Source organism: Streptomyces sp. NPDC046261, from assembly GCF_040646235.1.
Classification (GTDB): domain Bacteria; phylum Actinomycetota; class Actinomycetes; order Streptomycetales; family Streptomycetaceae; genus Streptomyces.
In genome coordinates this window covers 401,281-420,820 of sequence record NZ_JBEYZU010000001.1, presented here as the reverse complement: position 1 = coordinate 420,820, position 19,540 = coordinate 401,281, and the positions used below count along the sequence as shown (strand labels likewise).

General features: G+C 71.7%; 18 protein-coding genes and 2 tRNA genes. 8 read left to right on the top strand and 12 right to left on the bottom strand.

Annotated features, from left to right (window positions below; all coding sequences use genetic code 11):
• Positions 1–19: 19 nt before the first annotated feature.
• The 5 genes from ABZ956_RS01970 to ABZ956_RS01950 all read right to left on the bottom strand — a co-directional run bounded on the left by ABZ956_RS01970 (position 20) and on the right by ABZ956_RS01950 (position 4,341).
• Positions 20–1,399, bottom strand: a complete 1,380-nt coding sequence (locus ABZ956_RS01970) for an HD-GYP domain-containing protein (RefSeq protein ID WP_361885452.1) — start codon at positions 1,397–1,399, stop codon at positions 20–22.
• 136 nt (positions 1,400–1,535) lie between these two features.
• A complete protein-coding gene (rsrA, locus tag ABZ956_RS01965) occupies positions 1,536–1,859 on the bottom strand; it encodes a mycothiol system anti-sigma-R factor (RefSeq protein ID WP_071965159.1) in 324 nt (107 codons plus the stop codon).
• A complete protein-coding gene (locus tag ABZ956_RS01960) occupies positions 1,856–2,572 on the bottom strand; it encodes a sigma-70 family RNA polymerase sigma factor (protein WP_361886640.1) in 717 nt (238 codons plus the stop codon). Before ABZ956_RS01960 ends, rsrA begins: the two co-directional genes overlap by 4 nt.
• A gap of 262 nt (positions 2,573–2,834) precedes the next feature.
• Entirely contained in the window at positions 2,835–3,443 is a 609-nt protein-coding gene (locus ABZ956_RS01955) for an alpha/beta family hydrolase (protein WP_361885449.1), read from the bottom strand.
• 58 nt (positions 3,444–3,501) lie between these two features.
• On the bottom strand, positions 3,502–4,341 hold the full coding sequence (locus ABZ956_RS01950; protein WP_361885446.1) for an SOS response-associated peptidase: 840 nt from the start codon (positions 4,339–4,341) through the stop codon (positions 3,502–3,504).
• Between the two features lie 41 nt (positions 4,342–4,382).
• Between ABZ956_RS01950 and ABZ956_RS01945 the strand changes: the two genes are divergently transcribed.
• From ABZ956_RS01945 to ABZ956_RS01930, 4 genes are all read left to right on the top strand, one after another.
• Entirely contained in the window at positions 4,383–5,099 is a 717-nt protein-coding gene (locus tag ABZ956_RS01945; RefSeq protein WP_361885443.1) for a M50 family metallopeptidase, read from the top strand.
• A 60-nt stretch (positions 5,100–5,159) separates the two neighbouring features.
• On the top strand, positions 5,160–6,506 hold the full coding sequence (gene aroA / locus ABZ956_RS01940) for a 3-phosphoshikimate 1-carboxyvinyltransferase (RefSeq protein ID WP_361885441.1): 1,347 nt from the start codon (positions 5,160–5,162) through the stop codon (positions 6,504–6,506).
• Between the two features lie 17 nt (positions 6,507–6,523).
• On the top strand, positions 6,524–7,528 hold the full coding sequence (gene rsgA / locus ABZ956_RS01935; RefSeq protein WP_361885439.1) for a ribosome small subunit-dependent GTPase A: 1,005 nt from the start codon (positions 6,524–6,526) through the stop codon (positions 7,526–7,528).
• 86 nt (positions 7,529–7,614) lie between these two features.
• Positions 7,615–7,938: a multidrug efflux SMR transporter gene (locus tag ABZ956_RS01930; RefSeq protein ID WP_361885437.1), complete on the top strand. Its 324-nt coding sequence runs from the start codon at positions 7,615–7,617 to the stop codon at positions 7,936–7,938.
• Positions 7,939–7,945: 7 nt separating this feature from the next.
• Here ABZ956_RS01930 and ABZ956_RS01925 read toward each other — a convergent pair whose 3' ends face one another.
• A complete protein-coding gene (locus tag ABZ956_RS01925; RefSeq protein WP_361885435.1) occupies positions 7,946–8,590 on the bottom strand; it encodes a helix-turn-helix domain-containing protein in 645 nt (214 codons plus the stop codon).
• A 136-nt stretch (positions 8,591–8,726) separates the two neighbouring features.
• Between ABZ956_RS01925 and hisN the strand changes: the two genes are divergently transcribed.
• Both hisN and ABZ956_RS01915 read left to right on the top strand, forming a co-directional pair.
• On the top strand, positions 8,727–9,521 hold the full coding sequence (hisN, locus tag ABZ956_RS01920; RefSeq protein WP_361885432.1) for a histidinol-phosphatase: 795 nt from the start codon (positions 8,727–8,729) through the stop codon (positions 9,519–9,521).
• A 194-nt stretch (positions 9,522–9,715) separates the two neighbouring features.
• The gene (locus ABZ956_RS01915; protein ID WP_361885429.1) at positions 9,716–10,117 is read left to right on the top strand and encodes a CBS domain-containing protein; all 402 of its coding nucleotides are present in this window, start codon (positions 9,716–9,718) and stop codon (positions 10,115–10,117) included.
• A 70-nt stretch (positions 10,118–10,187) separates the two neighbouring features.
• Here ABZ956_RS01915 and ABZ956_RS01910 read toward each other — a convergent pair whose 3' ends face one another.
• Positions 10,188–11,663, bottom strand: coding sequence for a catalase (locus tag ABZ956_RS01910; protein WP_361885426.1), 1,476 nt, complete (start codon positions 11,661–11,663; stop codon positions 10,188–10,190).
• 158 nt (positions 11,664–11,821) lie between these two features.
• On the opposite strand from ABZ956_RS01910, the gene ABZ956_RS01905 reads away from it, so the two are divergent.
• Positions 11,822–12,238 (top strand): Fur family transcriptional regulator, encoded by a 417-nt coding sequence (locus tag ABZ956_RS01905; protein ID WP_361885424.1) that lies wholly within the window; start codon positions 11,822–11,824, stop codon positions 12,236–12,238.
• A gap of 40 nt (positions 12,239–12,278) precedes the next feature.
• On the opposite strand, the gene ABZ956_RS01900 is transcribed toward ABZ956_RS01905, so the two are convergent.
• The 4 genes from ABZ956_RS01900 to ABZ956_RS01885 all read right to left on the bottom strand — a co-directional run bounded on the left by ABZ956_RS01900 (position 12,279) and on the right by ABZ956_RS01885 (position 17,619).
• Positions 12,279–12,352: transfer RNA gene (locus tag ABZ956_RS01900), tRNA-Met, on the bottom strand.
• A gap of 69 nt (positions 12,353–12,421) precedes the next feature.
• Positions 12,422–14,368, bottom strand: a complete 1,947-nt coding sequence (locus tag ABZ956_RS01895; RefSeq protein WP_361885421.1) for a tetratricopeptide repeat protein — start codon at positions 14,366–14,368, stop codon at positions 12,422–12,424.
• A 249-nt stretch (positions 14,369–14,617) separates the two neighbouring features.
• A tRNA-Met gene (locus ABZ956_RS01890) sits at positions 14,618–14,691 on the bottom strand.
• A gap of 42 nt (positions 14,692–14,733) precedes the next feature.
• A complete protein-coding gene (locus ABZ956_RS01885; RefSeq protein ID WP_361886637.1) occupies positions 14,734–17,619 on the bottom strand; it encodes a UPF0182 family protein in 2,886 nt (961 codons plus the stop codon).
• Positions 17,620–17,763: 144 nt separating this feature from the next.
• Here ABZ956_RS01885 and ABZ956_RS01880 point away from each other — a divergent pair, with 144 nt between their 5' ends.
• On the top strand, positions 17,764–18,348 hold the full coding sequence (locus ABZ956_RS01880; RefSeq protein WP_361885418.1) for a PPA1309 family protein: 585 nt from the start codon (positions 17,764–17,766) through the stop codon (positions 18,346–18,348).
• Positions 18,349–18,374: 26 nt separating this feature from the next.
• Here the strand turns inward: ABZ956_RS01880 and ABZ956_RS01875 are convergent, their stop codons facing one another.
• Positions 18,375–19,463 carry a PDZ domain-containing protein gene (locus tag ABZ956_RS01875; protein WP_361885416.1) on the bottom strand — a complete coding sequence of 363 codons (1,089 nt, stop codon included), beginning with the start codon at positions 19,461–19,463 and terminating at the stop codon, positions 18,375–18,377.
• Between the last annotated feature and the right edge of the window lie 77 nt (positions 19,464–19,540).

Sequence of the window (19,540 nt, the reverse complement as noted above, 5' to 3'; positions counted from 1 at the left end):
GCCCCGCACGAGCGGCCTCCTATTCATCCGCGGCCACCCGACAGTGATCAACAGGGACGTTTCGGCTGGGCCCGGCGGCAGACGCCGCCCCCCGGGGCGCCGGGGGGCCGGTGGCGGAGCCCCCGGTCACGGGCAGGGGTGGGACCGGGGCGAGCTCCGCCGGGGCGGCCCCGGCGGGGCGCCAGCCGTGGCGGTCCAGCGCGCGGGAGAGCGCGGCCACCATGCGGGGATCGAACTGGGACCCCGCACAGCGGTGCAGCTCGGCCAGGGCGACCGGAACCGGGCGGGCGCGGCTGTAGCTGCGGGTGGAGGTCATGGCGTCGAAGGCGTCGGCCACCGCCACCACCCGGGCGAACTCCGGGATCTGATGTCCCGTCAGTCCATGGGGGTAGCCGCTGCCGTCCAGGCGCTCGTGGTGGTGGAGGATCGCGGCGCGGGCCTCCTCGAGGAAGCCGATGCCGCGGACCATCTCGTGGCCGTACTCGGGGTGGAGCTCGATGACGCGGCGCTCCTCCGGGGTGAGGGGGCCGTCCTTGCGCAGCAGGCGGGTGGGGATGCCGAGCTTGCCGACGTCGTGCAGGGTGCCGGCGAAGCGGATCGCCTCGAGGCGGTCGCCGCTGATGCCCAGCTCCCGGGCGATCAGCACGGAGGCGCGGCCGACGCGCTCGCTGTGGCCGCGGGTGTAGTGGTCCTTGAGGTCGACGGCCTGCACGAGCGCGCGGACCGCGGCCTGGTGCGCGGCGCGCTCGCGCCGGCAGCGGCCCTGGACCCAGGCGGAGAGGGCCAGGGGGAGCAGCGCGAGCAGCGCCGCCGGGGGGCCGTAGGAGCTGTGCCACAGGGCGGCCGCCGTCAGGCCGGTGGGGCCGTGGACGAGCGGCGGCAGGAGGGCGCCGGGCAGGGCGCCGCGCCAGGCGGTGCGCGGGGAGTGCCCCTCGGCGGTGACGAGCACGCCGCCGTCGAGCACGGCGACGACGAGGGCGAGGACCAGGCCGGCGGCGAGCGCCGGGAGCAGGGCGTGGGAGAACGCGGGCGCCGGGACGACGCGGGGGGCGCCCAGGCCGTAGACGCAGGAGGCCGCGGTGGTGGCGAGGGAGAACTGCGCCGTGTGCCACAGCCGCCGCACCCCCACCGGGCGCCGGCCGGCGCGCCCGAGGAGCGCGCCCGGCACCGCGACCAGGCCGGCGGCGCCCGGGGGCAGCAGGAACGCCGCGGCCAGGAGCACCGGGGGCGTCAGGGGGCGGCGGGGCAGTCGTTCGCAGGCCGCGCAGACGGCCGCCAGCAGCACGACCGTGCCCCAGGGCACGGTGGACGCCTCCCGCACGGCGGGTACGGCGCACACCGCGGCGGCAAGCACGGCGCACGCGATATACACGCGCGCCGCCGCCGGAAGTGCCCACATGGCGCGTCCTCCCCGACCCTTGGACATGGCGTCTGGATGGGGAGAATAGGCTCAGCGGCGACCGGAAAACGGCCCTCCGGGTATTGCACCGTCCGTTCGGGTGACGTTCCCCGGTACGGCGGTTTGGATCAGTGGATCAGTCCTGCTGCGCGGCGGCCTCCGCCGCCTTCGCCTCGGCCACCACGTCCTGCTCGGGCACGGACTGCCCGGAGCGGATCAGCTCGATGCGGCCCATGACCTTCGAGCGGAGGTCGGCCGGTACGTCGTCGTGGCCGCAGCAGCGCTTGACGAGCTTCTTCACGGCCTGCTCCAGGCCGTACTTCTCCAGGCACGGCGAGCACTCGTCGATGTGCACCTCGAACTTGGCGCAGTCGCCGTCGGGCATCTCGTGATCGAGAAACTCGTAGAGGTGGTCGAGGACTTCAGAGCAGTCCGTCTCGTGCGGGTCTCCGCAGCTCATGAGTCCGAGCCTTTCCGATTGTGCGACTCGTCGGAACCGTTCGGCGCGGGGGCGGTGACCCCGGCCGGGACCAGACCGCGCTCGCGGGCGTAGTCCTCCAGCAGTCCGCGCAGCTGGCGACGGCCCCGGTGCAGCCGGGACATCACCGTGCCGATGGGGGTACCCATGATGTCCGCGATCTCCTTGTACGCAAAGCCCTCGACGTCCGCGAGGTAGACCGCTATGCGGAACTCCTCGGGAATGGCCTGCAGGGCCTCCTTGACATCGGAGTCGGGAAGGTGGTCGAGCGCCTGGGACTCGGCGGAGCGCAGCCCGGTCGACATGTGCGACTCGGCGCGCGCCAGCTGCCAGTCCTCGATCTCCTCGGACGCGCTGCGCAGCGGCTCGCGCTGCTTCTTGCGGTACGAGTTGATGAAGGTGTTGGTCAGGATGCGGTACAGCCACGCCTTGAGGTTCGTGCCGTCACGGAACTGGTGGAAGGACGCGTAGGCCTTCGCGTACGTCTCCTGCACCAGGTCCTCGGCGTCGGCCGGATTGCGCGTCATACGCAGCGCGGCCGAGTACATCTGGTCGAGGAAGGTCAGGGCGTCGCGCTCGAAGCGCGCGTTGCGCTCCGCCACGCTCTCGCCACCCTCCGCGCCCGGTACGCCGCCGACGGGTCCTCGCTTCTGGCTGTCATCGGCCCCCGTGTCGGTCCCAGTGACCGGACCCACCTCCTCCAACGCCATGGCGGCACCCGAAACGGACCCGCTCGAATCGGAGAATAGACGACGATCCGGTCCGCCCGCCGCTCCAGCCACGGCCGGCTGGGCCACGCCCATGACCGTCCATCCGAGGTCGGCCGTCTGCGGGCGGGACGGGCAAGCGATCGAACCCATGCGGGGAGCTCCCATTCCTTCGTCTGTGCCGGTACGTGACTACAGACCGGACAACAGTGGCGCCGCTTGGATCATTCCCGGCCGAACGGAAGTCGCCCTAGATCGACTTCAGCCAGGTCCTGACCGCGTACGTGATCACGGCCAGCGCCTCCTCCTGGGTGACGTCCGCCGACTTGGGCACCGCGAAGCCATGGTCCCCGTGCGGCACCGCGACGGGTTCGGTACCGGGCGGGAACTCCTCGGGGCGGCCGAACGGGTCGCGGGCGCCCTGCACCACGAGGGTGGGCAGGCCCGCCCCGGTCAGCTCCCCGGCGCGGGACTTCTCCGGCTTGCCCGGCGGGTGCAGCGGGAAGCTCAGGGCCAGCACGCCCACCGCCCCGAGCTCCGCCCCGGTCCGGCACGCCACCCGGGCGCCGGCGCTGCGGCCGCCGGCGACGACGGGCAGCCCGGGCGCGGCGAGCGCGGGCCACAGGGCGCGCCACGCCTCGTCCAGCGCCTTCGGCGCCGGTGCGACCCGCTTGCCGGCGACCCGCCACGGCTGTTCGACGAGCGCCACCGTCACCCCGGTCAGGGGCAGGTCGGCGGCCAGCGCCCGCAGGTCGCGCGCCTCCACTCCCCCGCCCGCGCCGTGCCCGAGGGCCAGTACGAGGCGGGCGTCGGGCGCCAGGTGCCAGTGGACGCGGGCGTCCCCGGCGGGGGTGGGCACGTCCTGAACGGTCGAAGCGATCCTTGTACTCACCCGTCCATCCTGCCGCGCCCGCCGGTCAGAACAGTGTCGACTCCTCCGGCGCCGCCAGCTCGGTCAGCAGCTCGGGCCCGTTGTTGCGGACGTCGCTGACCGCCGTGGTCACCGGGTACGCCCGCACCGTTCCCGCGGGCGGCGGCGCCAGCAGCGGGCGCAGCCCGGCGGGGTCGGTGCGGGCCGGGTCCAGCCACGCGCCCCACCGCTCCGGGGGCAGCACCAGCGGCATCCTCGGGTGGATCTCCGCCAGGGAGCGCGGGCCCTCCTTCCCGTCCCCCTCGTTCCCCTCATCCCCTTCGCCGGCGAACGGCTCCTTCTCCGCCTCGGTCGTTATCACCGAGCACGTCACCCACCAGGCCCGCGGGTGGTCCGGCGGCAGCGTGGGATCGCGCCAGAACTCGAAGACCCCCGCCAGCGCCATCACCGAGCCGTCGGCGGGCGTCACGAAATAGGGCTGCTTACGGGTCCGCTTGCGGCGGCCCTTCTCCTCCAGTTCCCGCTCCTGCGCCCCGGTGACCCACTCGTAGTAGCCGTCCGCCGGGAGCAGGCAGCGCCGTGTCTCGAAGGCCCGGCGGAAGGACGGCTTCTCGTGGACCGTCTCCGCCCGCGCATTGATCATCTTCGCCGCGCCGTCCGGGGACTTCGCCCACGACGGCACCAGTCCCCACCGCAGAACCCGCAGCTGACGAACCGGACGCCGGTCCGCTGCGTCTTTCACAGGACGCTCGAGCACCGCGTGCACGCTCTTCGTCGGCGCCACGTTCCAGTCCGGAGCAAGCGTCTCCTCCGGTTCCCACTTCTCCACCCCGAAGAGCCCGGCCAGATCCTCCGGCCGCCGGCTCGCCGCATATCGCCCGCACATGAGTGCCACACTGCCACGAAGACGCAAGGAGCGGCTCACAGATGGACAACAGCACCACCGCCACCGAGCTATGGAATCGCGTCTTCGGCACCCAGCCCCACCCGCCGACCTGGCTCGTGGTCGCCACCGCCGTCATAGCCCTCGGCGCCATCACCCCCCACGGCATCTGGCGGCTCACGCGTAACGCCATCACCATCGCCCACGAGGGCGGCCACGCACTCGTGGCCCTGCTCAGCGGGCGGCGCCTGGACGGCATCCGGCTGCACTCCGACACCTCCGGGCTGACCGTCTCACGGGGCCGGCCGACCGGCCTGGGCATGATCCTCACCGCGGCCGCCGGCTACACCGCCCCCTCCCTGCTGGGCCTCGCCGGGGCCGCGCTGCTGGCCGCCGGGCACATCACCGCCCTGCTGTGGGGGGCCGCGGCCCTGCTCGCCGCCATGCTGGTGATGATCCGCAACGCCTACGGGGCGCTGACCGTGGTGCTCACCGGAGCCGCCTTCGTCCTGGTCTCCTGGCTGACGGGTCCGGCGGTGCAGGCGGCGTTCGCCTACGGGGTGGTGTGGTTCCTGCTCCTGGGCGGCGTACGGCCCGCCTTCGAGCTGCAGCGCAAGCGCCGGCACGGGGGCGCCCCGGACTCCGACGCCGACCAGCTGGCACGCCTGACGAACGTCCCCCCGGTGGTCTGGCTGGGACTGTTCCACGTCGTGTCGCTGTGCTCCCTGACCGGCGGCGGCCGCTGGCTGCTCGGACGGTGACCGGGCGCGCGGCCGCCCTCGCGGACCGAACCATGGGGAGAACCTCAGTAAGGTAAAGGCATGACCGAGAGCCCCGCGCACACCGACCTCTGGCCCGCCCCCCTCGCGACCGGGGCCGTCGACGCGACGGTCACCGTGCCCGGATCGAAGTCGGTCACCAACCGTGCGCTGGTCCTGGCCGCTCTCGCCGCCGAGCCGGGCTGGGTGCGCCGCCCGCTGCGCTCGCGCGACACCGTGCTGATGGCCGACGCGCTGCGCGCCCTGGGCGTCGGCATCGAGGAGGGCGTGGGCCCCGACGGCACGGGCGAGGCCTGGCGGGTCATCCCGGCCCGGCTGCACGGCCCGGCCACCGTCGCCGTCGGCAACGCCGGCACCGTGATGCGCTTCCTGCCGCCCGTCGCCGCGCTCGCCGACGGCGCCATCCGCTTCGACGGCGACCCCCGCAGCTACGAGCGCCCCCTGCACGGCGTGATCGACGCGCTGCGCGCCCTGGGCGCCCGCATCGACGACAACGACCGCGGCGCGCTCCCCCTGACCGTGCACGGCGCCGGGGCGCTGGACGGCGGCCCGGTGGAGATCGACGCCTCCTCGTCCTCCCAGTTCGTCAGCGCGCTGCTGCTGTCCGGCCCGCGCTTCAACCAGGGCGTCGAGGTCCGCCACGTGGGCGCCGTCCTGCCGTCGATGCCGCACATCCGCATGACCGTGGACATGCTGCGGGCCGCCGGCGCGCAGGTCGACACCCCCGAGTCCGGCGGCGAGCCGAACGTCTGGCGGGTCTCCCCCAGCGCCCTCCTGGGCCGCGACCTGGTCGTCGAGCCCGACCTGTCCAACGCCGCCCCCTTCCTCGCGGCGGCCCTGGTCACCGGCGGCAAGGTCACCATCCCCGACTGGCCCGAGCGCACCACCCAGCCCGGTGACGCGCTCCGCGAGATCTTCACCGCCATGGGCGGCAGCTGCGAGCTCACCGACGCGGGCCTGACCTTCACCGGCACCGGGCGCATCACCGGCATCGACGCCGACCTGCATGAGGTCGGCGAGCTCACCCCGGTGATCGCGGCCGTCGCGGCGCTGGCCGAGACCGAGTCCGTCCTGCGCGGCATCGCCCACCTGCGGCTGCACGAGACCGACCGGCTGGCCGCCCTGGCCAAGGAGATCAACGAGCTCGGCGGCGACGTCACCGAGACCGAGGACGGCCTGCGCATCCGCCCGCGCCCCCTGCACGGCGGCGTCTTCCACACCTACGAGGACCACCGGCTCGCCACCGCCGCCGCCGTCATCGGCCTGGCCGTCGACGGCGTCGAGGTGGAGAACGTGGCCACCACGGCCAAGACCCTGCCCGACTTCCCGGAGCTGTGGACCGGGATGCTCGGCTCCGTCGCGGGGGCGACGACGGCGCCGAGAAGCTGAGAGAGCCTGGAAGCACCATGCGCCGCTACGGCAAGCACACCGACGAGGACGACGTCCGCGTCCGCCCCAACCGCAAGGGCAACCGCCCGCGCACGACCATCAGGCCCAAGCACGAGGACGCCTCCGAGGGCTTCGTGCTGACCGTGGACCGCGGCCGGCTGCACGTCCTCATCGACGGCCGCACCGTCGTGGCGATGAAGGCCCGCGAGCTGGGCCGCAAGAGTGCCGTGGTCGGCGACCGGGTCGCGGTCGTCGGCGACCTCAGCGGCGCCAAGGACACCCTCGCCCGCATCGTCCGGGTCGAGGAGCGCAGCTCCGTGCTGCGCCGCACCGCCGACGACGACGATCCGTACGAGCGGGTCGTCGTCGCCAACGCCGACCAGCTGGCGATCGTCACCGCGCTCGCCGACCCCGAGCCGCGCCCGCGCCTGATCGACCGCTGCCTGGTCGCGGCGTACGACGCGGGGCTGGAGCCGCTGCTGGTGCTCACCAAGTCGGACCTGGCCTCCGCGGAGACGCTGATGGAGTCCTACGGCTCCCTGGGCATCCGCTATGTGGTCACCAGCCGCGAGGAGCTGGCCGAGGGCGAGGCCGCCCGCCGGGTCCGCGAGAAGCTGGAAGGCCGGATCACCGCGTTCGTCGGGCACTCCGGCGTCGGCAAGACGACGCTGGTCAACGCGCTCGTGGAGCGGCAGCGGGCCACCGGCCACGTCAACGCGGTCACCGGGCGCGGCCGGCACACCACCACCTCCGCGCTGGCCCTGCCGCTGCCGGACGGCACGGGCTGGGTCATCGACACCCCGGGCGTGCGGTCCTTCGGGCTGCACCACGTGGACCCCTCGCGGGTCATCCACGCCTTCCCGGACCTGGAGCCGGGCACCGAGGGCTGCCCCCGCGCGTGCAGTCACGACGAGCCGGACTGCGCGCTGGACCAGTGGGTCGCGGACGGGCACGCCGACCCGCAGCGGCTGTACTCGCTGCGCCGGCTTCTTGCGACAAGGGAGCGGCGCGAAGGCGACTGATCGCCTACGTTTGCGAATGACCGTCACCGGCAAGGGCATGAAGGACACCGGGCAGACGGGCGGTCCGCGGAACGGGAGGCAATCTGATGGCGTGGCTGCTGGTCGTCGTCGCCGGGCTTCTGGAAACCGGCTTCGCCGTCTGCCTCAAGCTCTCGCACGGCTTCACCCGGCTGTGGCCCACGATCGCCTTCGCGTGCTTCGCGCTGGGCAGCTTCGGGCTTTTGACGCTCGCTCTGAAGAAGCTCGACGTCGGTCCGGCGTACGCCGTGTGGACCGGCATCGGCGCCGCCGGGACCGCGATCTACGGCATGGTCTTCCTGGGCGACCTCGTCTCGACGCTCAAGCTCGTCTCGATCTCGTTCGTGATCGTCGGGGTCATCGGGCTCCAGCTGGCGGGCTCGGCGCACTGACGTGTGCTCACCGGGCCGGCCGCAGCAGGGCGCGGACGAGGCGGGCCACGTCGTCCGCCGCCGCCTCGTCCGTGGCGGCCGGGGCCAGGACGTAGGACAGCGCCAGCCGGACCCCCGCCTCGCAGGCCCGCCGTGTGCCCTCGGCGTCGTGGGGGCCCTGCCGCGGTACGGCCCCGCCGGCGGAGTGTGCGGCGAGGGCCGCGCTGTCGCGTATCCGCTCGGTCAGCGTCGTCGGCGTGGGGCCGCCCCGCAGGGGGCGCGCGTCGCGCGGCGTGCGCGGCGGCGGGAGCGGGGGCGCCGCCGCGGGCGGGAGCCGGTCGCCGCGGCAGCCGGTGAGCGCGGCCCGCACGAAGGGATTGGCCCGTGCCGTGCGCAGGGTCCACAGGGCGGCGGCCGCGCAGCAGTCCCCCGCGTCGGCCCCCTCCCGTGCGGCGGCCTCGGCCAGGGAGCGTTCCACCCCGGCGAGGAAGGCGTCCGCCTCGCGGCGCACCAGGGCGCGGGCGAGCCCGTCCTTGCTGCCGAATTCGTTGTAGAGGGTCTGCCTGGAGACCCCGGCCGCCGCTGCGACGTCGACCATCCGGACTCCGTGCCAGGGCCGGGCGCCGAGCGCGGCGAAGGCCGCGTCCAGTAAGAGTTCTCTTGCCGCGGGCATCGTCGCCTCCCCGGCCGTACGGCCGCACGACGGTTGTGGCCAGGCCACAGAATTGACGCGCCGCCAGACGCTGTCAAGGGCCCCGGCAGGTCGCGCCGCACGTGACCTGGCGTTGGCCGCGGGTAGTGTGCGTGGCATGTCCGACTACCACGATGATCTGCGGCTGGCCCACGTCCTGGCGGATGCCGCCGACGCGGCCACCATGGACCGCTTCAAGGCCCTCGACCTGAAGGTCGAGACCAAACCGGACATGACTCCGGTGAGCGAGGCGGACAAGGCCGCCGAAGAGCTGATCCGTGGTCATCTCCAGCGCGCCCGGCCGCGCGACGCCGTGCTCGGCGAGGAGTTCGGCAGCGAGGGCATGGGCCCGCGCCGCTGGGTGATCGACCCGATCGACGGCACGAAGAACTATGTGCGTGGCGTGCCGGTGTGGGCGACGCTGATCTCGCTGATGGTGCAGGGCGAGGGCGGCTTCCGGCCCGTGGTCGGGGTGGTCTCGGCGCCCGCGCTGGGCCGGCGGTGGTGGGCGGCGAAGGACTCGGGCGCCTACACCGGGCGGAGCCTGACGTCGGCGTCGCGACTGCAGGTCTCGCGGGTGGGCCGGATCGAGGACGCGTCGTTCGCGTACTCCTCGCTGACGGGCTGGGAGGAGCGCGGCATGCTGCCGGGCTTCCTGGACCTGACGCGCGACTGCTGGCGGACGCGGGGCTACGGCGACTTCTGGCCGTACATGATGGTGGCCGAGGGGTCGGTGGACATCTGTGCGGAGCCGGAGCTGTCGCTGTGGGACATGGCGGCGAACGTCGTCATCGTCGAGGAGGCCGGCGGCCGCTTCACGGGCCTGGACGGACGCCCGGGACCGCACAGCGGGAACGCCGCCGCCTCCAACGGGCTGCTGCACGATGAGCTGTTGAGCTATCTACGGCCGTAACGGTCTTAAACCCCCCAGGGGGTCGTAAAAATTTGGCAAAATCCAGTGCCGCGCAAGCCTTGTTCGGCCCTGCGCGGCATGCGACGCTGACAGCCCCGACGCTTGTGAACTTGTGAACCCCTTCGTGCCGCGTGCGGCCGGAGTTCACAGTTCCGGGACTGATCCGCAGCCCTCCAAGGAGGTGGCTTACGGCCATGCTCGTCCGCGACGCCATGAGCACGGTGGTCCTGACCATCGGCCCCGAACACACCCTCCGGCAGGCAGCACGACTGATGTACGCGCGCAGGATCGGCGCGGCAGTCGTCCTCGACCCGGACACCAGCGGCCTCGGCATCCTCACCGAGCGCGACATACTCAACGCGGTCGGGGCGGGCCACGACCCCGACCGCGAGACCGCCCACGGCCACACCACCACGGACGTGGTCTTCGCGGCCCCCGAGTGGACCCTGGAGGAGGCGGCCGCCGCCATGACACGCGGCGAGTTCCGCCATCTGATCGTCCTGGACGACCGCGAGGCGGTGGGCGTGGTGTCGGTGCGCGACATCATCCGCTGCTGGCTGCCGGCCCGCGAGCGCGCGCGGGCGGTCCCGGCCTAGGACGGCCGAAGAGGCCGGAGCCCTTTGGCGTCCGGCCTCTTCGGTTTGTACGGCAAGCGTCCAGTGGCTGTCAGCCGCGCAGGGCCTGGACGGCGGCGTCCAGCCGCTTGCCGTAGTCGGGGTCCGCCTGGCGGAAGTTGCCGACCGCCCGCTCGACGATGTCGTCGCGCGAGACCTTGGCTATGAAGCCGGCGAGGTTGGCGATCAGGCGCTCCTTCTCCTCCTCCGACATCAGCCGGTAGAGGTTGCCCGCCTGGACGAAGTCGTTGTCCTCGGCGTGCGAGGGAGCCGCCTCGTTGCCCGTGTAGCCGCTCACGGCCGTCGGCTGCCACAGCGCCCGGCCGGTCTGCGCCGGGCCGCCGAAGCTGTTGGGCTCATAGTTCTTGGCGCCCTTGTGCCGGCCGTCGTACAGGAAGCCGTCACGGGAGTGGGTGCGCGCCTCGGTGGCGTGCGGGCGGTTGACCGGCAGGTGGTCGGCGTTGATGCCGACGCGGTAGCGGTGGGCGTCACCGTAGGCGAAGAGCCGGCCCTGGAGCATCTTGTCGGGCGAGGGGCCGATGCCCGGCACGAAGTGTGCCGGCGAGAAGATCGACTGCTCGACCTCGGCGAAGATGTTCTCGGGGTTGCGGTTGAGCTCCAGCTTGCCGATCTCGATCGGCGGGTAGTCCTCGTGCGGCCACACCTTGGTGAGGTCGAACGGGTTGAAGCGGTAGGTCGCCGCCTCGTCCGCCGGCATGATCTGCACCTGCACGGTCCAGCTCGGGAACTCGCCGCGCTCGATGGCCTCGCGCAGGTCGCGCTGGTGGCTGTCGGGGTCCAGGCCCGAGGTCTCGGCGGCCTCGGCCGTGGTGAGGTTCTTGATGCCCTGGTCGGTCTTGAAGTGGTACTTGACCCAGAAGACCTCGCCGGCCGCGTTGTTCCACTGGTAGGTGTGGGATCCGTAGCCGTTCATGTGGCGATACGAGGCCGGGATGCCGCGGTCGCCGAAGAGCCAGGTCACCTGGTGGGTGGACTCGGGCGACAGCCCCCAGAAGTCCCAGACGTTGTCCGCCTCCTGCGAGCCGGTGTACGGGTCGCGCTTCTGGGTGTGGATGAAGTCGGGGAACTTGATGGCGTCCTTGATGAAGAACACCGGGGTGTTGTTGCCTACGAGGTCGTAGTTGCCCTCTTCGGTGTAGAACTTCAGCGCGAAGCCGCGCGGGTCGCGCACCGCGTCGGCCGAGCCCAGGTTGCCGGCGACGGTGGAGAAGCGCAGGAACGTCTCCGTCTGCTTGCCGACCTGGGAGAGGAACGCCGCCCGGGTGTAGCGCGAGACGTCCGCCGTCACGGTGAAGGTGCCGTAGGCACCCGCGCCGCGGGCGTGCACGACCCGCTCCGGGATCCGCTCGCGGTTGAAGTGGGCGAGCTTCTCGAGCAGGAGCTGGTCCTGGACGAGGACGGGGCCGCCGAGGCCCGCGGTCTCGCTGTTCTGGTTGTCCGCAACCGGAGCACCGGACTCCGTGGTCAGCGGGCCCACCGCCGTCGCCGCCTCGCCGTTCACCGTCACGTACGCCTCCGTCGTCGAATCGTCTGCAGTGGCCTGAGCCGAGTCCGATCCTACATTGGACATTGTCTAAGTCAAGATGGATCTCACAAGAATATGGATTCCATGGATGGACGAGGGCCGCTGCTACGCTGGTCCTATCTGACTGATAGGTGAATGGCATGAGTGACCTGCTGGAACGGCTCCGGGGACGCGGCTGGCGGCTGACCGCGCAGCGGCGCGTCGTCGCCGAAGTGCTCGACGGGGACCATGTGCACTACACCGCCGACGAGGTGCACGCCAAGGCAGCCGACCTGCTGCCGGAGATCTCGCGCGCGACGGTGTACAACACCCTCGGAGAGCTCGTCTCGCTGGGCGAGGTCCTCGAGGTGAGCACGGACGGCCGCGCCAAGCGCTACGACCCGAACGCCCACCACGCGCACCAGCACCTGGTGTGCTCGCGGTGCGGCACGATCCGCGACGTCCACCCCGCGGGCGACCTGCTGGACGGCCTGCCGGCCGAGGAGCGCTTCGGCTTCCAGGTCTCGGCGGTCGAGGTCACCTACCGCGGGATCTGCCCCAACTGCGTCACGGCATGACGAAAGGCCCGGATCCGAAGATCCGGGCCTTTCGTGTCAGTAGCGGGGACAGGATTTGAACCTGCGACCTCTGGGTTATGAGCCCAGCGAGCTACCGAGCTGCTCCACCCCGCGTCGTTGACCCCACCCTAACCCGTCCGTGACCGCGCGTGCAAATTTCTTTACCGGTCCGCTTACATCCCCTCAGGCGGTGAGCTCCTGCTGGAGCGCCTCCTGCAGCCGGGCGGCGCGCTCGGCGACCTCCGGAGGGCCCAGCTCGACCGCCCGCGCGCACCACATCTGCCCCTCGGCCAGCCCGCCCCGGCGCGCGGCCAGCAGGGCGAGCCGCAGCGCGGCGCGGCCGTGCCCGGCCTCGGCGGCCCGGGCCCACCACATCGCCGCCTCCGGCTCGCTGCCCTCGCGGGCCAGCAGCAGGCCGAGGTTGAAGGCGCCGTTGCGGCTGCCGGCCTCGGCGGCCTCGCGGTACCAGTGCGCGGCTCCCACCACGTCGCCCCGCTCGGCGACCAGCATGCCCAGCCGCACCTGGGCCCGGCGGTGGCCCTGCCGGGCGGCCCGCTCGTACCACTCCTCGCACTCGAAGCGGGTCTCGTCCTCACGGTCGAGCAGCGCGCCCAGCCGGAAGGCGGCCTCGGCGCTGCCGCCGCGCACGGCCACCCGCAGGTGGCGCTCGGCGGCCTCGGTGTTCTCGGCCCCGCCGTCGCGCAGCAGGACCATCGCCACCTGCAGGGCCGCGTCCGTGTGCCCGGCGACGGCGGCGCGCTCGTACCACTGGAAGGCCATGCGCTCCTCGTCGCGCCCGGCGTAGAGGATGCCGAGGTTGAACGCGGCGTCGACGCTGCCGGCCTCGGCGGCCTTGGAGAACCAGGGCTCGGCGCCCGCGGAGTCGCCGCCCTGGAGCAGCAGCACCGCCAGCGCGTTGGCGGCCTCCTTGTGACCGGCGTAGGCGGCCCGGCGGTACCACTGCTCGGCCTGGGCCGTGCGGCCCTGCTCGGCGCAGAGCAGGGCGAGGTTGTAGGCGCCGTTGACGTCTCCCGCGTCCAGGGCGGCGCGGTACCAGCGCTCGGCCTGCTGGGGCTCGCCACGGTCCGCGTGGAGGGCGCCCAGGGCGTTGGCGGCGTTGCCGTCGCCCTCCTGGGCGGCGCGGCGCCACCAGATGGCGGCGCTGTCGCAGTCGCCGGCGTCGCGCAGCAGGAAGCCCAGGGCGCAGGCGGCCCGGGGCTCGCCGTCCTTGGCGGAGGTCAGGTACCAGCGCGCGGCCTCCTGCGTCTCGCCCCGCCCCTCCAGCAGGGTGCCCAGGTGCAGGGCGGCGCGCCGGTGGCCGCGGGCGGCGGCCTGGCGGTACCACTGCTCGGCCTCGCCGGCCGGGCCGTCCTGGCGGCGGCCGCCGGCCGCGGCGGCGCGCAGGTCGCGTACGGAGGTGTCGCCACCGCCCGCGGACACGTGCCGTGCGCCGGTGGCGGGGCCCAGGCCCGCGGCGAGCCCGCCGGACAGGGCCGCGGCCGACGGCGCCCGGCCGTCGAGTATCCGCGCCAGGCGATAGGCGGCCTCGCGGTGCCCCCGCTCGGCGGCGGAGCGGAACCAGCGCTCGGCGCCCACGTCGCTGCGGTGCTCCAGCAGATCGGCCAGGGCGTATGCGCCCAGCGCGTGGCCGGACTCCGCGGACTGGCGCAGCCAGTACTCGGCCGCGGGCTCGTCGCCGCGCTCGCGGTGGTAGCGGCCCAGGGCGTGCGCCGCGGGGGCGGAGCCGGCGACGGCGGCCACCCGCCACCAGGTGGCGGCTTCGTCGGCGTAGCCGCGCTGGTGCAGCAGGACGCCCAGATTGTTGGCGGCGGAGCGGTCGCCTTCGGCGGTGGCGGCGCGCAAGTGCCGCTCGGCGCCGTCGAGATCGCCCCGGCGCAGCAGCAACGCGCCGAGCATGCTCAGGGATGCGGGGTCCCCGGACTCCGCGGCGCGGCGGCGTGCGGTCTCCAGCTCCAGGTCCACCACTTCCGCGGTACAGCCAGTGTCGGAGGAACTCTCCTCCGAGCCGTACGACGACGGGTCCTGGTCGTCCTGATCGCTCCCGTCCCCGGGAGCTCCTACAAGCCGACGTGTTTCCAACAGCCTCGCCTTGTCCCCCATAAGTCCCATCGTCGCACTCCCGCAACCTGCGTACACCTGGAATACCGCAGCCAGTGAGGTCACTTCAGCGTTTTGTCGACTTCCCGACTTCCCGACACGGCGGTGCTCCAAACTCTAATCAAAACCCCCGCACATAACCCGCACAGACCACGCGTGCCGGGCGATCGGTGGTCGTCCCACGCCCGGCAGGCGGCTGCCGGGCAGGTCCGGGCACACGACAAGGCCCGGAGTCCTGGGACTCCGGGCCTTGTCTTTGAGTAGCGGGGACAGGATTTGAACCTGCGACCTCTGGGTTATGAGCCCAGCGAGCTACCGAGCTGCTCCACCCCGCGCCGTTGTGGAACAACCGTACCACGGCGCGGGGCGGGTCCTTGCTAGCTGCCCGGCTTGGGGGCGTTCCCGGCGGCCTTGGCCTCGGCCTTGGCCGCCCGGTCGAGCGCGTCCTTCAGGTCCTGCTGGGCCTTGCCGTAGGCCGTCCAGTCCTTGTTGTCGAGCGCCTTCTGGCCGGCGTCGAACGCGTCCTGGGCGTCCTTGAGGGCCTGCTTGACCGTCGGGTCCTGCGCGGGCGGCGGCTTCGTCGTCCCCTCGGCCGGCGGCTTGGTGCCGGGCTCGGGGCTCTTCACCCCGAAGACCACGTCGAGTGCCTGGGTGAGGTTGTCCTCGAAGGCGGTCTTGTCGCCATAGGTGACCAGCACCTTCTTCAGCAGCGGGTAGTTGGTGCCCGCGCCACGGACATAGACGGGTTCGACGTAGAGCAGCCCGTTGTCGAGCGGCACGGTCAGCAGATTGCCGTACTCGATCTCCGAGTCGCCGCGCTTCAGGATATTGATCTTATTGGCGATTTCGGGATCGCCGTTGAACTTGCTCTGCACCTGCTGCGGGCCGGAAGTCGGGCTCTCGGCGGGCAGTTTCAGAACTCTGATCTTGCCGTAGTCCGGGCTCTTCGCGTCGGCGTCCACGGCCATGAAGGCGCCGAGATTCTCGCGGCTCTTCGGAGTGAACGTGGTCGTCAGCGAGAAGGACTGGGCCTTCTGGTCCGGCATCCGCATGCTCAGGTAATACGGCGGAACCGCGTTGCCCGACTTGTTGGTCGGGTCGTCCGGAACCTGCCAGCGCTCGCTACCGGTGTAGAACGTCCCCGGATTGGTGACGTGGTACCGGGTGAGCAGTTCACGCTGGACCTTGAAGAGGTCCTGCGGGTAGCGGAGATGGTCCATCAGGCCGGGACCGATCTCGCTCTTCGCCTTCACCGTCCCGGGGAAGGCCTTCATCCAGGTCTTGAGCACCGGGTCCTTGGTGTCCCACTGGTACAGCTTGACCGTGCCGTCATAGGCGTCGACGGTCGCCTTGACCGAGTTGCGGATGTAGTTGACCTGGTTCTGCTGGGCCACCACGGCGCGCTGGCCGGTGGTCAGCGAGTCGGCGGTGGTGTCGCCGAGGGTGGTGCGGGAGGCGTACGGATAGCCGTTGGTCGTGGTGTAGGCGTCCACGATCCACTGGATGCGCCCGTCGACCACGGCCGGATAGGCGTCACCGTCGATGGTCAGCCACGGGGCGACCGATTCGACGCGCTCCTTCGGCGTGCGGTTGTACAGAATCCGCGAGCCCTCGCCGATGGCGCCCGAGTACAGGATCTGGGGCTCGCCGAATGCCACCGCGTAGGCGGCGCGGTTGACGGGGTTCGAGAGGTCGACGCCGCTCTTGCCCTTGTAGCTGTAGCTCTTCTCGCCCTGGTCGCCGGAGTAGTCCAGCTCCTTCTGCGGGCCGCCCACGATGGAGTACTGCGTGGTCTTCTCGCCGTAGTACACCCGCTGCTCGTACTTCCCGAGCTTGCCCTCGGTCGGCAGGTTCTTCTCCGTGAAGTCCGGGGAACCGCCGTCGCCGGTCGAGGTGCCCTTCGCGGTGATGGCGCCGTAGCCGTGGGTGTACTTGAAGTGGTCGTTGATCCAGTTGCGCTCGGGAATGCCGTTGATGTTGAGCTCGCGCAGACCGATGACCGTGTCCTGCTCCTTGCCGTCGACCTTGTAGCGGTCGACGTCCAGGGTGGACGGGAACTGGTAGTACCCGCGCACCTGCTGGAGCTGCTGGAAGGTGGGCGAGACGATGTTGGGGTCGAGGAGACGCAGGCTGGCCGTGGAATTCGCCTCGGCCCGCAGCTTCTCCTTGTCCTTGCCCTTGAGGTCGCTGGTGCCCTGGTACTCCTTCACCTGGGCGCCGTCGATGCCGTACGCCTCACGCGTGGCCGTGATGTTCTTCTTGATGTACGGCGCTTCCTTGGCCTGCTCGTTCGGCTGGACCTGGAATTTCTGCACGATCGCCGGGTAGAGCCCGCCGATCAGCACCGCGGAGAGCACCATCAGACCGAAGCCGATCACCGGCAGCTGCCAGGTGCGCCGCCACAGCGTCGCGAAGAACAGCACCGCGCAGATCAGCGCGATGATGAAGAGGATCGTCTTGGCCGGCAGATAGGCGTTGGCGTCCACATAGCGCAGACCCGTCCAGCCCTCGGTCGACTTCAGCCCGCTGGACTTCACCGCCAGCCCGTACCGGTCCAGCCAGTACGCGACGGCCTTGAGCGTCACGAAGATGCCGAGCAGCACGGACAGGTGGCCCGTGGCGGCGGCCGTGGCCCGTCCGCCGGGGCTGGTGAGCCGCAGACCGCCGTAGAGGTAGTGCACCAGCGCGGCCGCGATCAGCGACAGGACCGCCGCCGCGAAGCCGAAGCTCAGCAGGAAGCGGTACCACGGCAGGTCGAAGGTGTAGAAGGAGATGTCCTTCTGGAACTGCGGGTCCTTCTGGCCGAACGGCACGCCGTTGACCCACTGCAGCCACGTGCGCCACTGCCCGGCGGCGGAGGCGCCCGCCACCAGGCCGACCAGCGCGGTGACCGCCAGCAGCACCCACTTCTTGTACGGGGCGATGCTCATGCGGTAGCGGTCGAGGCTCTGCTGCTCGACCGACATCGCGCTCAGTGGCGGGCGCAGGCGGTGCGCCAGCCAGATATTGGTCCCCACGGCCAGGGCCATCAGCAGACCGAAGACGGCGAAGAGGCCGATCTTGGTGCCGAGGGTGGTGGTGAAGACCGAGGAATATTCCACCGAGCGGTACCAGAGCCAGTCGGTCCAGAACCCCGCGAACATGACGAAGAGCATGGCCAGCACGGCCAGCACGCCCAAGGTCATCAGCAGGGTCCGGACACGCCGGGACGGTCGGCCGACTCTGATCCGTGGCCCTGTCGGGCCTCCGCCGCGGTCCGGCATCTGGAAAGCCAAGGTGCGCACCTCGAAGTTCGCTGTCGATGGAGCTGTCGATCAGGCCCAGGTGATAGTAGGACCCACTGTGGCAACTTACCGAGGCTTTACTCGGTTCCCGATTTCGGGCTCTCTCAGGGCACGATATTGACCATGTCCAGCAATACCGGTTCGAACCTTCCCGGCTCGCACGAGCCCGGCACCCCGATGGCCGCCAGTCCGCTCACCCGCGCCGTGCTCGAGATCGACGAGTACGCGTCCGGGCTCGGCTGGGACCAGCCCGCACGGCTGTTCGCCCTGGTCGACACGGCCAAGCTCCGCACCCAGGAGCCCGGCCTCGCCGCCCAGCTCGGCCTTGACGACGCCCCGTCCACGACCACCTCCTACACCCCCATCGAGCAGGAGGAGCTGCCCAAGGGCACCGCCCTCGACAAATTCCTCGGCACCATCGCCTGGCCCGACGCGGTCGCGGGCTGCGCCCTGACCGTGGAGCGGCTGATGCTGCCGCCGTCGGCCGAGGGGTCCGTGCCCCACGGACTGAACGACAAGCAGCTCGCCGCGTGGGTCGCCAAGCACCCGGACCGCCAGGAGGTCCGGATGACGGTGGCGGTCCTGCGCGACGGCGCCCGCGAGTCGGCCCTGCGGCTGCGCGAGAAGGACTCGCCGACCGAGGTCCTCACCGGCGCCGACCTGGTGCCGGGCCTCGCCGAGGCCCTCGCCGCCACGTTCGCGGACTGAGCGCCCCGCCCGGGGACGGGAGCCGGTCAGCCTGCCGCGCACCGCGGCAGGCCGACCGTGTCCCCCTTGCGGAGCTTCTCCAGGGACTGCATCGCGTCCTTCATCGTCTCGACCTTGATCAGGGTCAGGCCCGCGGGGGTGTCCTTCGCCGCGGCCGCGCAGTTGTCCTTCGGGGTCAGGAAGTAGCGCGCGCCCTTGGCGCGGGCCCCCACCGTCTTCATCTCCACGCCGCCGATCGGCCCGACCTTGCCGGCCTCGTCGATCGTCCCCGTACCGGCGATGAACTTCCCGCCGGTCAGGTCCTCGGGGGTGAGTTTGTCGACTATGCCGAGGGCGAACATCAGCCCGGCGCTCGGCCCGCCCACGTCCGCCAGCTTGATGTTGATGGAGAACGGGAAGGTGTGGTCCGTCCCCGCCTGGATGCCGACGATGGCCCGGCTGTCGTCGGGGGCCTTGTTCGTGGTGAGGGTGACGGTGTCCTCCACCTTCGGCTGCCGCTTCTCCTTCTCCGCGGCGGCCGCCTCCTTGGCCGGAACGACCAGGAACGTCACCTTCTCGCCCGGCTTGTGCCGGGTGACCAGCCGGGCCACGTCCCCGGGCTCCTTGATCTCGGTGCCGTCCACGGCCTTGATCACATCGCCGGCGTGCAGCGCCCCCTCGGCGGGGCTGCCCTTGACCACGGAGGACACCACCACGCGCGTGCCGACCGCGATGCCCAGCTGCTTCAGGGCCGCCACCTTGGCGCTCTCCTGGGACTGGCTGAATTCCTCCGCCGTCTCCTGGTTGAGCTCGTCCGGCGACTTGTCGTCGGGGTAGAGGGTGCTGTGCGGGACGACCAGATTGTCGTGCGCCAGCCAGCCGTAGACCGCCTCGACCAGGTTCATCCGGTACTGCGAGCCGGTCACCCGGACCGTCGTCATGTTGAGGTGGCCGGTGGTCGGGTACGTCTTGTGCCCGGAGATCTGCAGCACCGGCTCGCCGCCGTGCTCACCCAGCGTGTTGACCGTGGGGCCCGGAGACATCTCCGAGTAGGGCACGGGGATCAGCACGCCTGCGCACAGGAGCGCGATCAGCATCAGGAGGGAGGCGAGCATCGTCGCTGTGCGGCGGGGCATGGAACGACAGTACGGGACGGGTCCGACAGTCCACTTCCGGGGCGGTCCGTACGGGGCAGATACCGGCCGCTCCGCTC

Excerpts from the sequence above, each read along its gene's own strand:
- rsgA (WP_361885439.1), top strand. The coding sequence starts at position 6,524 with ATGCGCCGCTACGGCAAGCACACCGACGAGGACGACGTCCGCGTCCGC.
- ABZ956_RS01945 (WP_361885443.1), top strand. The coding sequence starts at position 4,383 with ATGGACAACAGCACCACCGCCACCGAGCTATGGAATCGCGTCTTCGGC.
- ABZ956_RS01915 (WP_361885429.1), top strand. The coding sequence starts at position 9,716 with ATGCTCGTCCGCGACGCCATGAGCACGGTGGTCCTGACCATCGGCCCC.
- ABZ956_RS01925 (WP_361885435.1), bottom strand. The coding sequence starts at position 8,590 with ATGCCCGCGGCAAGAGAACTCTTACTGGACGCGGCCTTCGCCGCGCTC.
- ABZ956_RS01885 (WP_361886637.1), bottom strand. The coding sequence starts at position 17,619 with ATGCCGGACCGCGGCGGAGGCCCGACAGGGCCACGGATCAGAGTCGGC.
- hisN (WP_361885432.1), top strand. The coding sequence starts at position 8,727 with ATGTCCGACTACCACGATGATCTGCGGCTGGCCCACGTCCTGGCGGAT.
- aroA (WP_361885441.1), top strand. The coding sequence starts at position 5,160 with ATGACCGAGAGCCCCGCGCACACCGACCTCTGGCCCGCCCCCCTCGCG.
- ABZ956_RS01930 (WP_361885437.1), top strand. The coding sequence starts at position 7,615 with ATGGCGTGGCTGCTGGTCGTCGTCGCCGGGCTTCTGGAAACCGGCTTC.
- rsrA (WP_071965159.1), bottom strand. The coding sequence starts at position 1,859 with ATGAGCTGCGGAGACCCGCACGAGACGGACTGCTCTGAAGTCCTCGAC.
- ABZ956_RS01880 (WP_361885418.1), top strand. The coding sequence starts at position 17,764 with ATGTCCAGCAATACCGGTTCGAACCTTCCCGGCTCGCACGAGCCCGGC.
- ABZ956_RS01895 (WP_361885421.1), bottom strand. The coding sequence starts at position 14,368 with ATGGGACTTATGGGGGACAAGGCGAGGCTGTTGGAAACACGTCGGCTT.
- ABZ956_RS01970 (WP_361885452.1), bottom strand. The coding sequence starts at position 1,399 with ATGTGGGCACTTCCGGCGGCGGCGCGCGTGTATATCGCGTGCGCCGTG.
- ABZ956_RS01875 (WP_361885416.1), bottom strand. The coding sequence starts at position 19,463 with ATGCCCCGCCGCACAGCGACGATGCTCGCCTCCCTCCTGATGCTGATC.
- ABZ956_RS01950 (WP_361885446.1), bottom strand. The coding sequence starts at position 4,341 with ATGTGCGGGCGATATGCGGCGAGCCGGCGGCCGGAGGATCTGGCCGGG.
- ABZ956_RS01905 (WP_361885424.1), top strand. The coding sequence starts at position 11,822 with ATGAGTGACCTGCTGGAACGGCTCCGGGGACGCGGCTGGCGGCTGACC.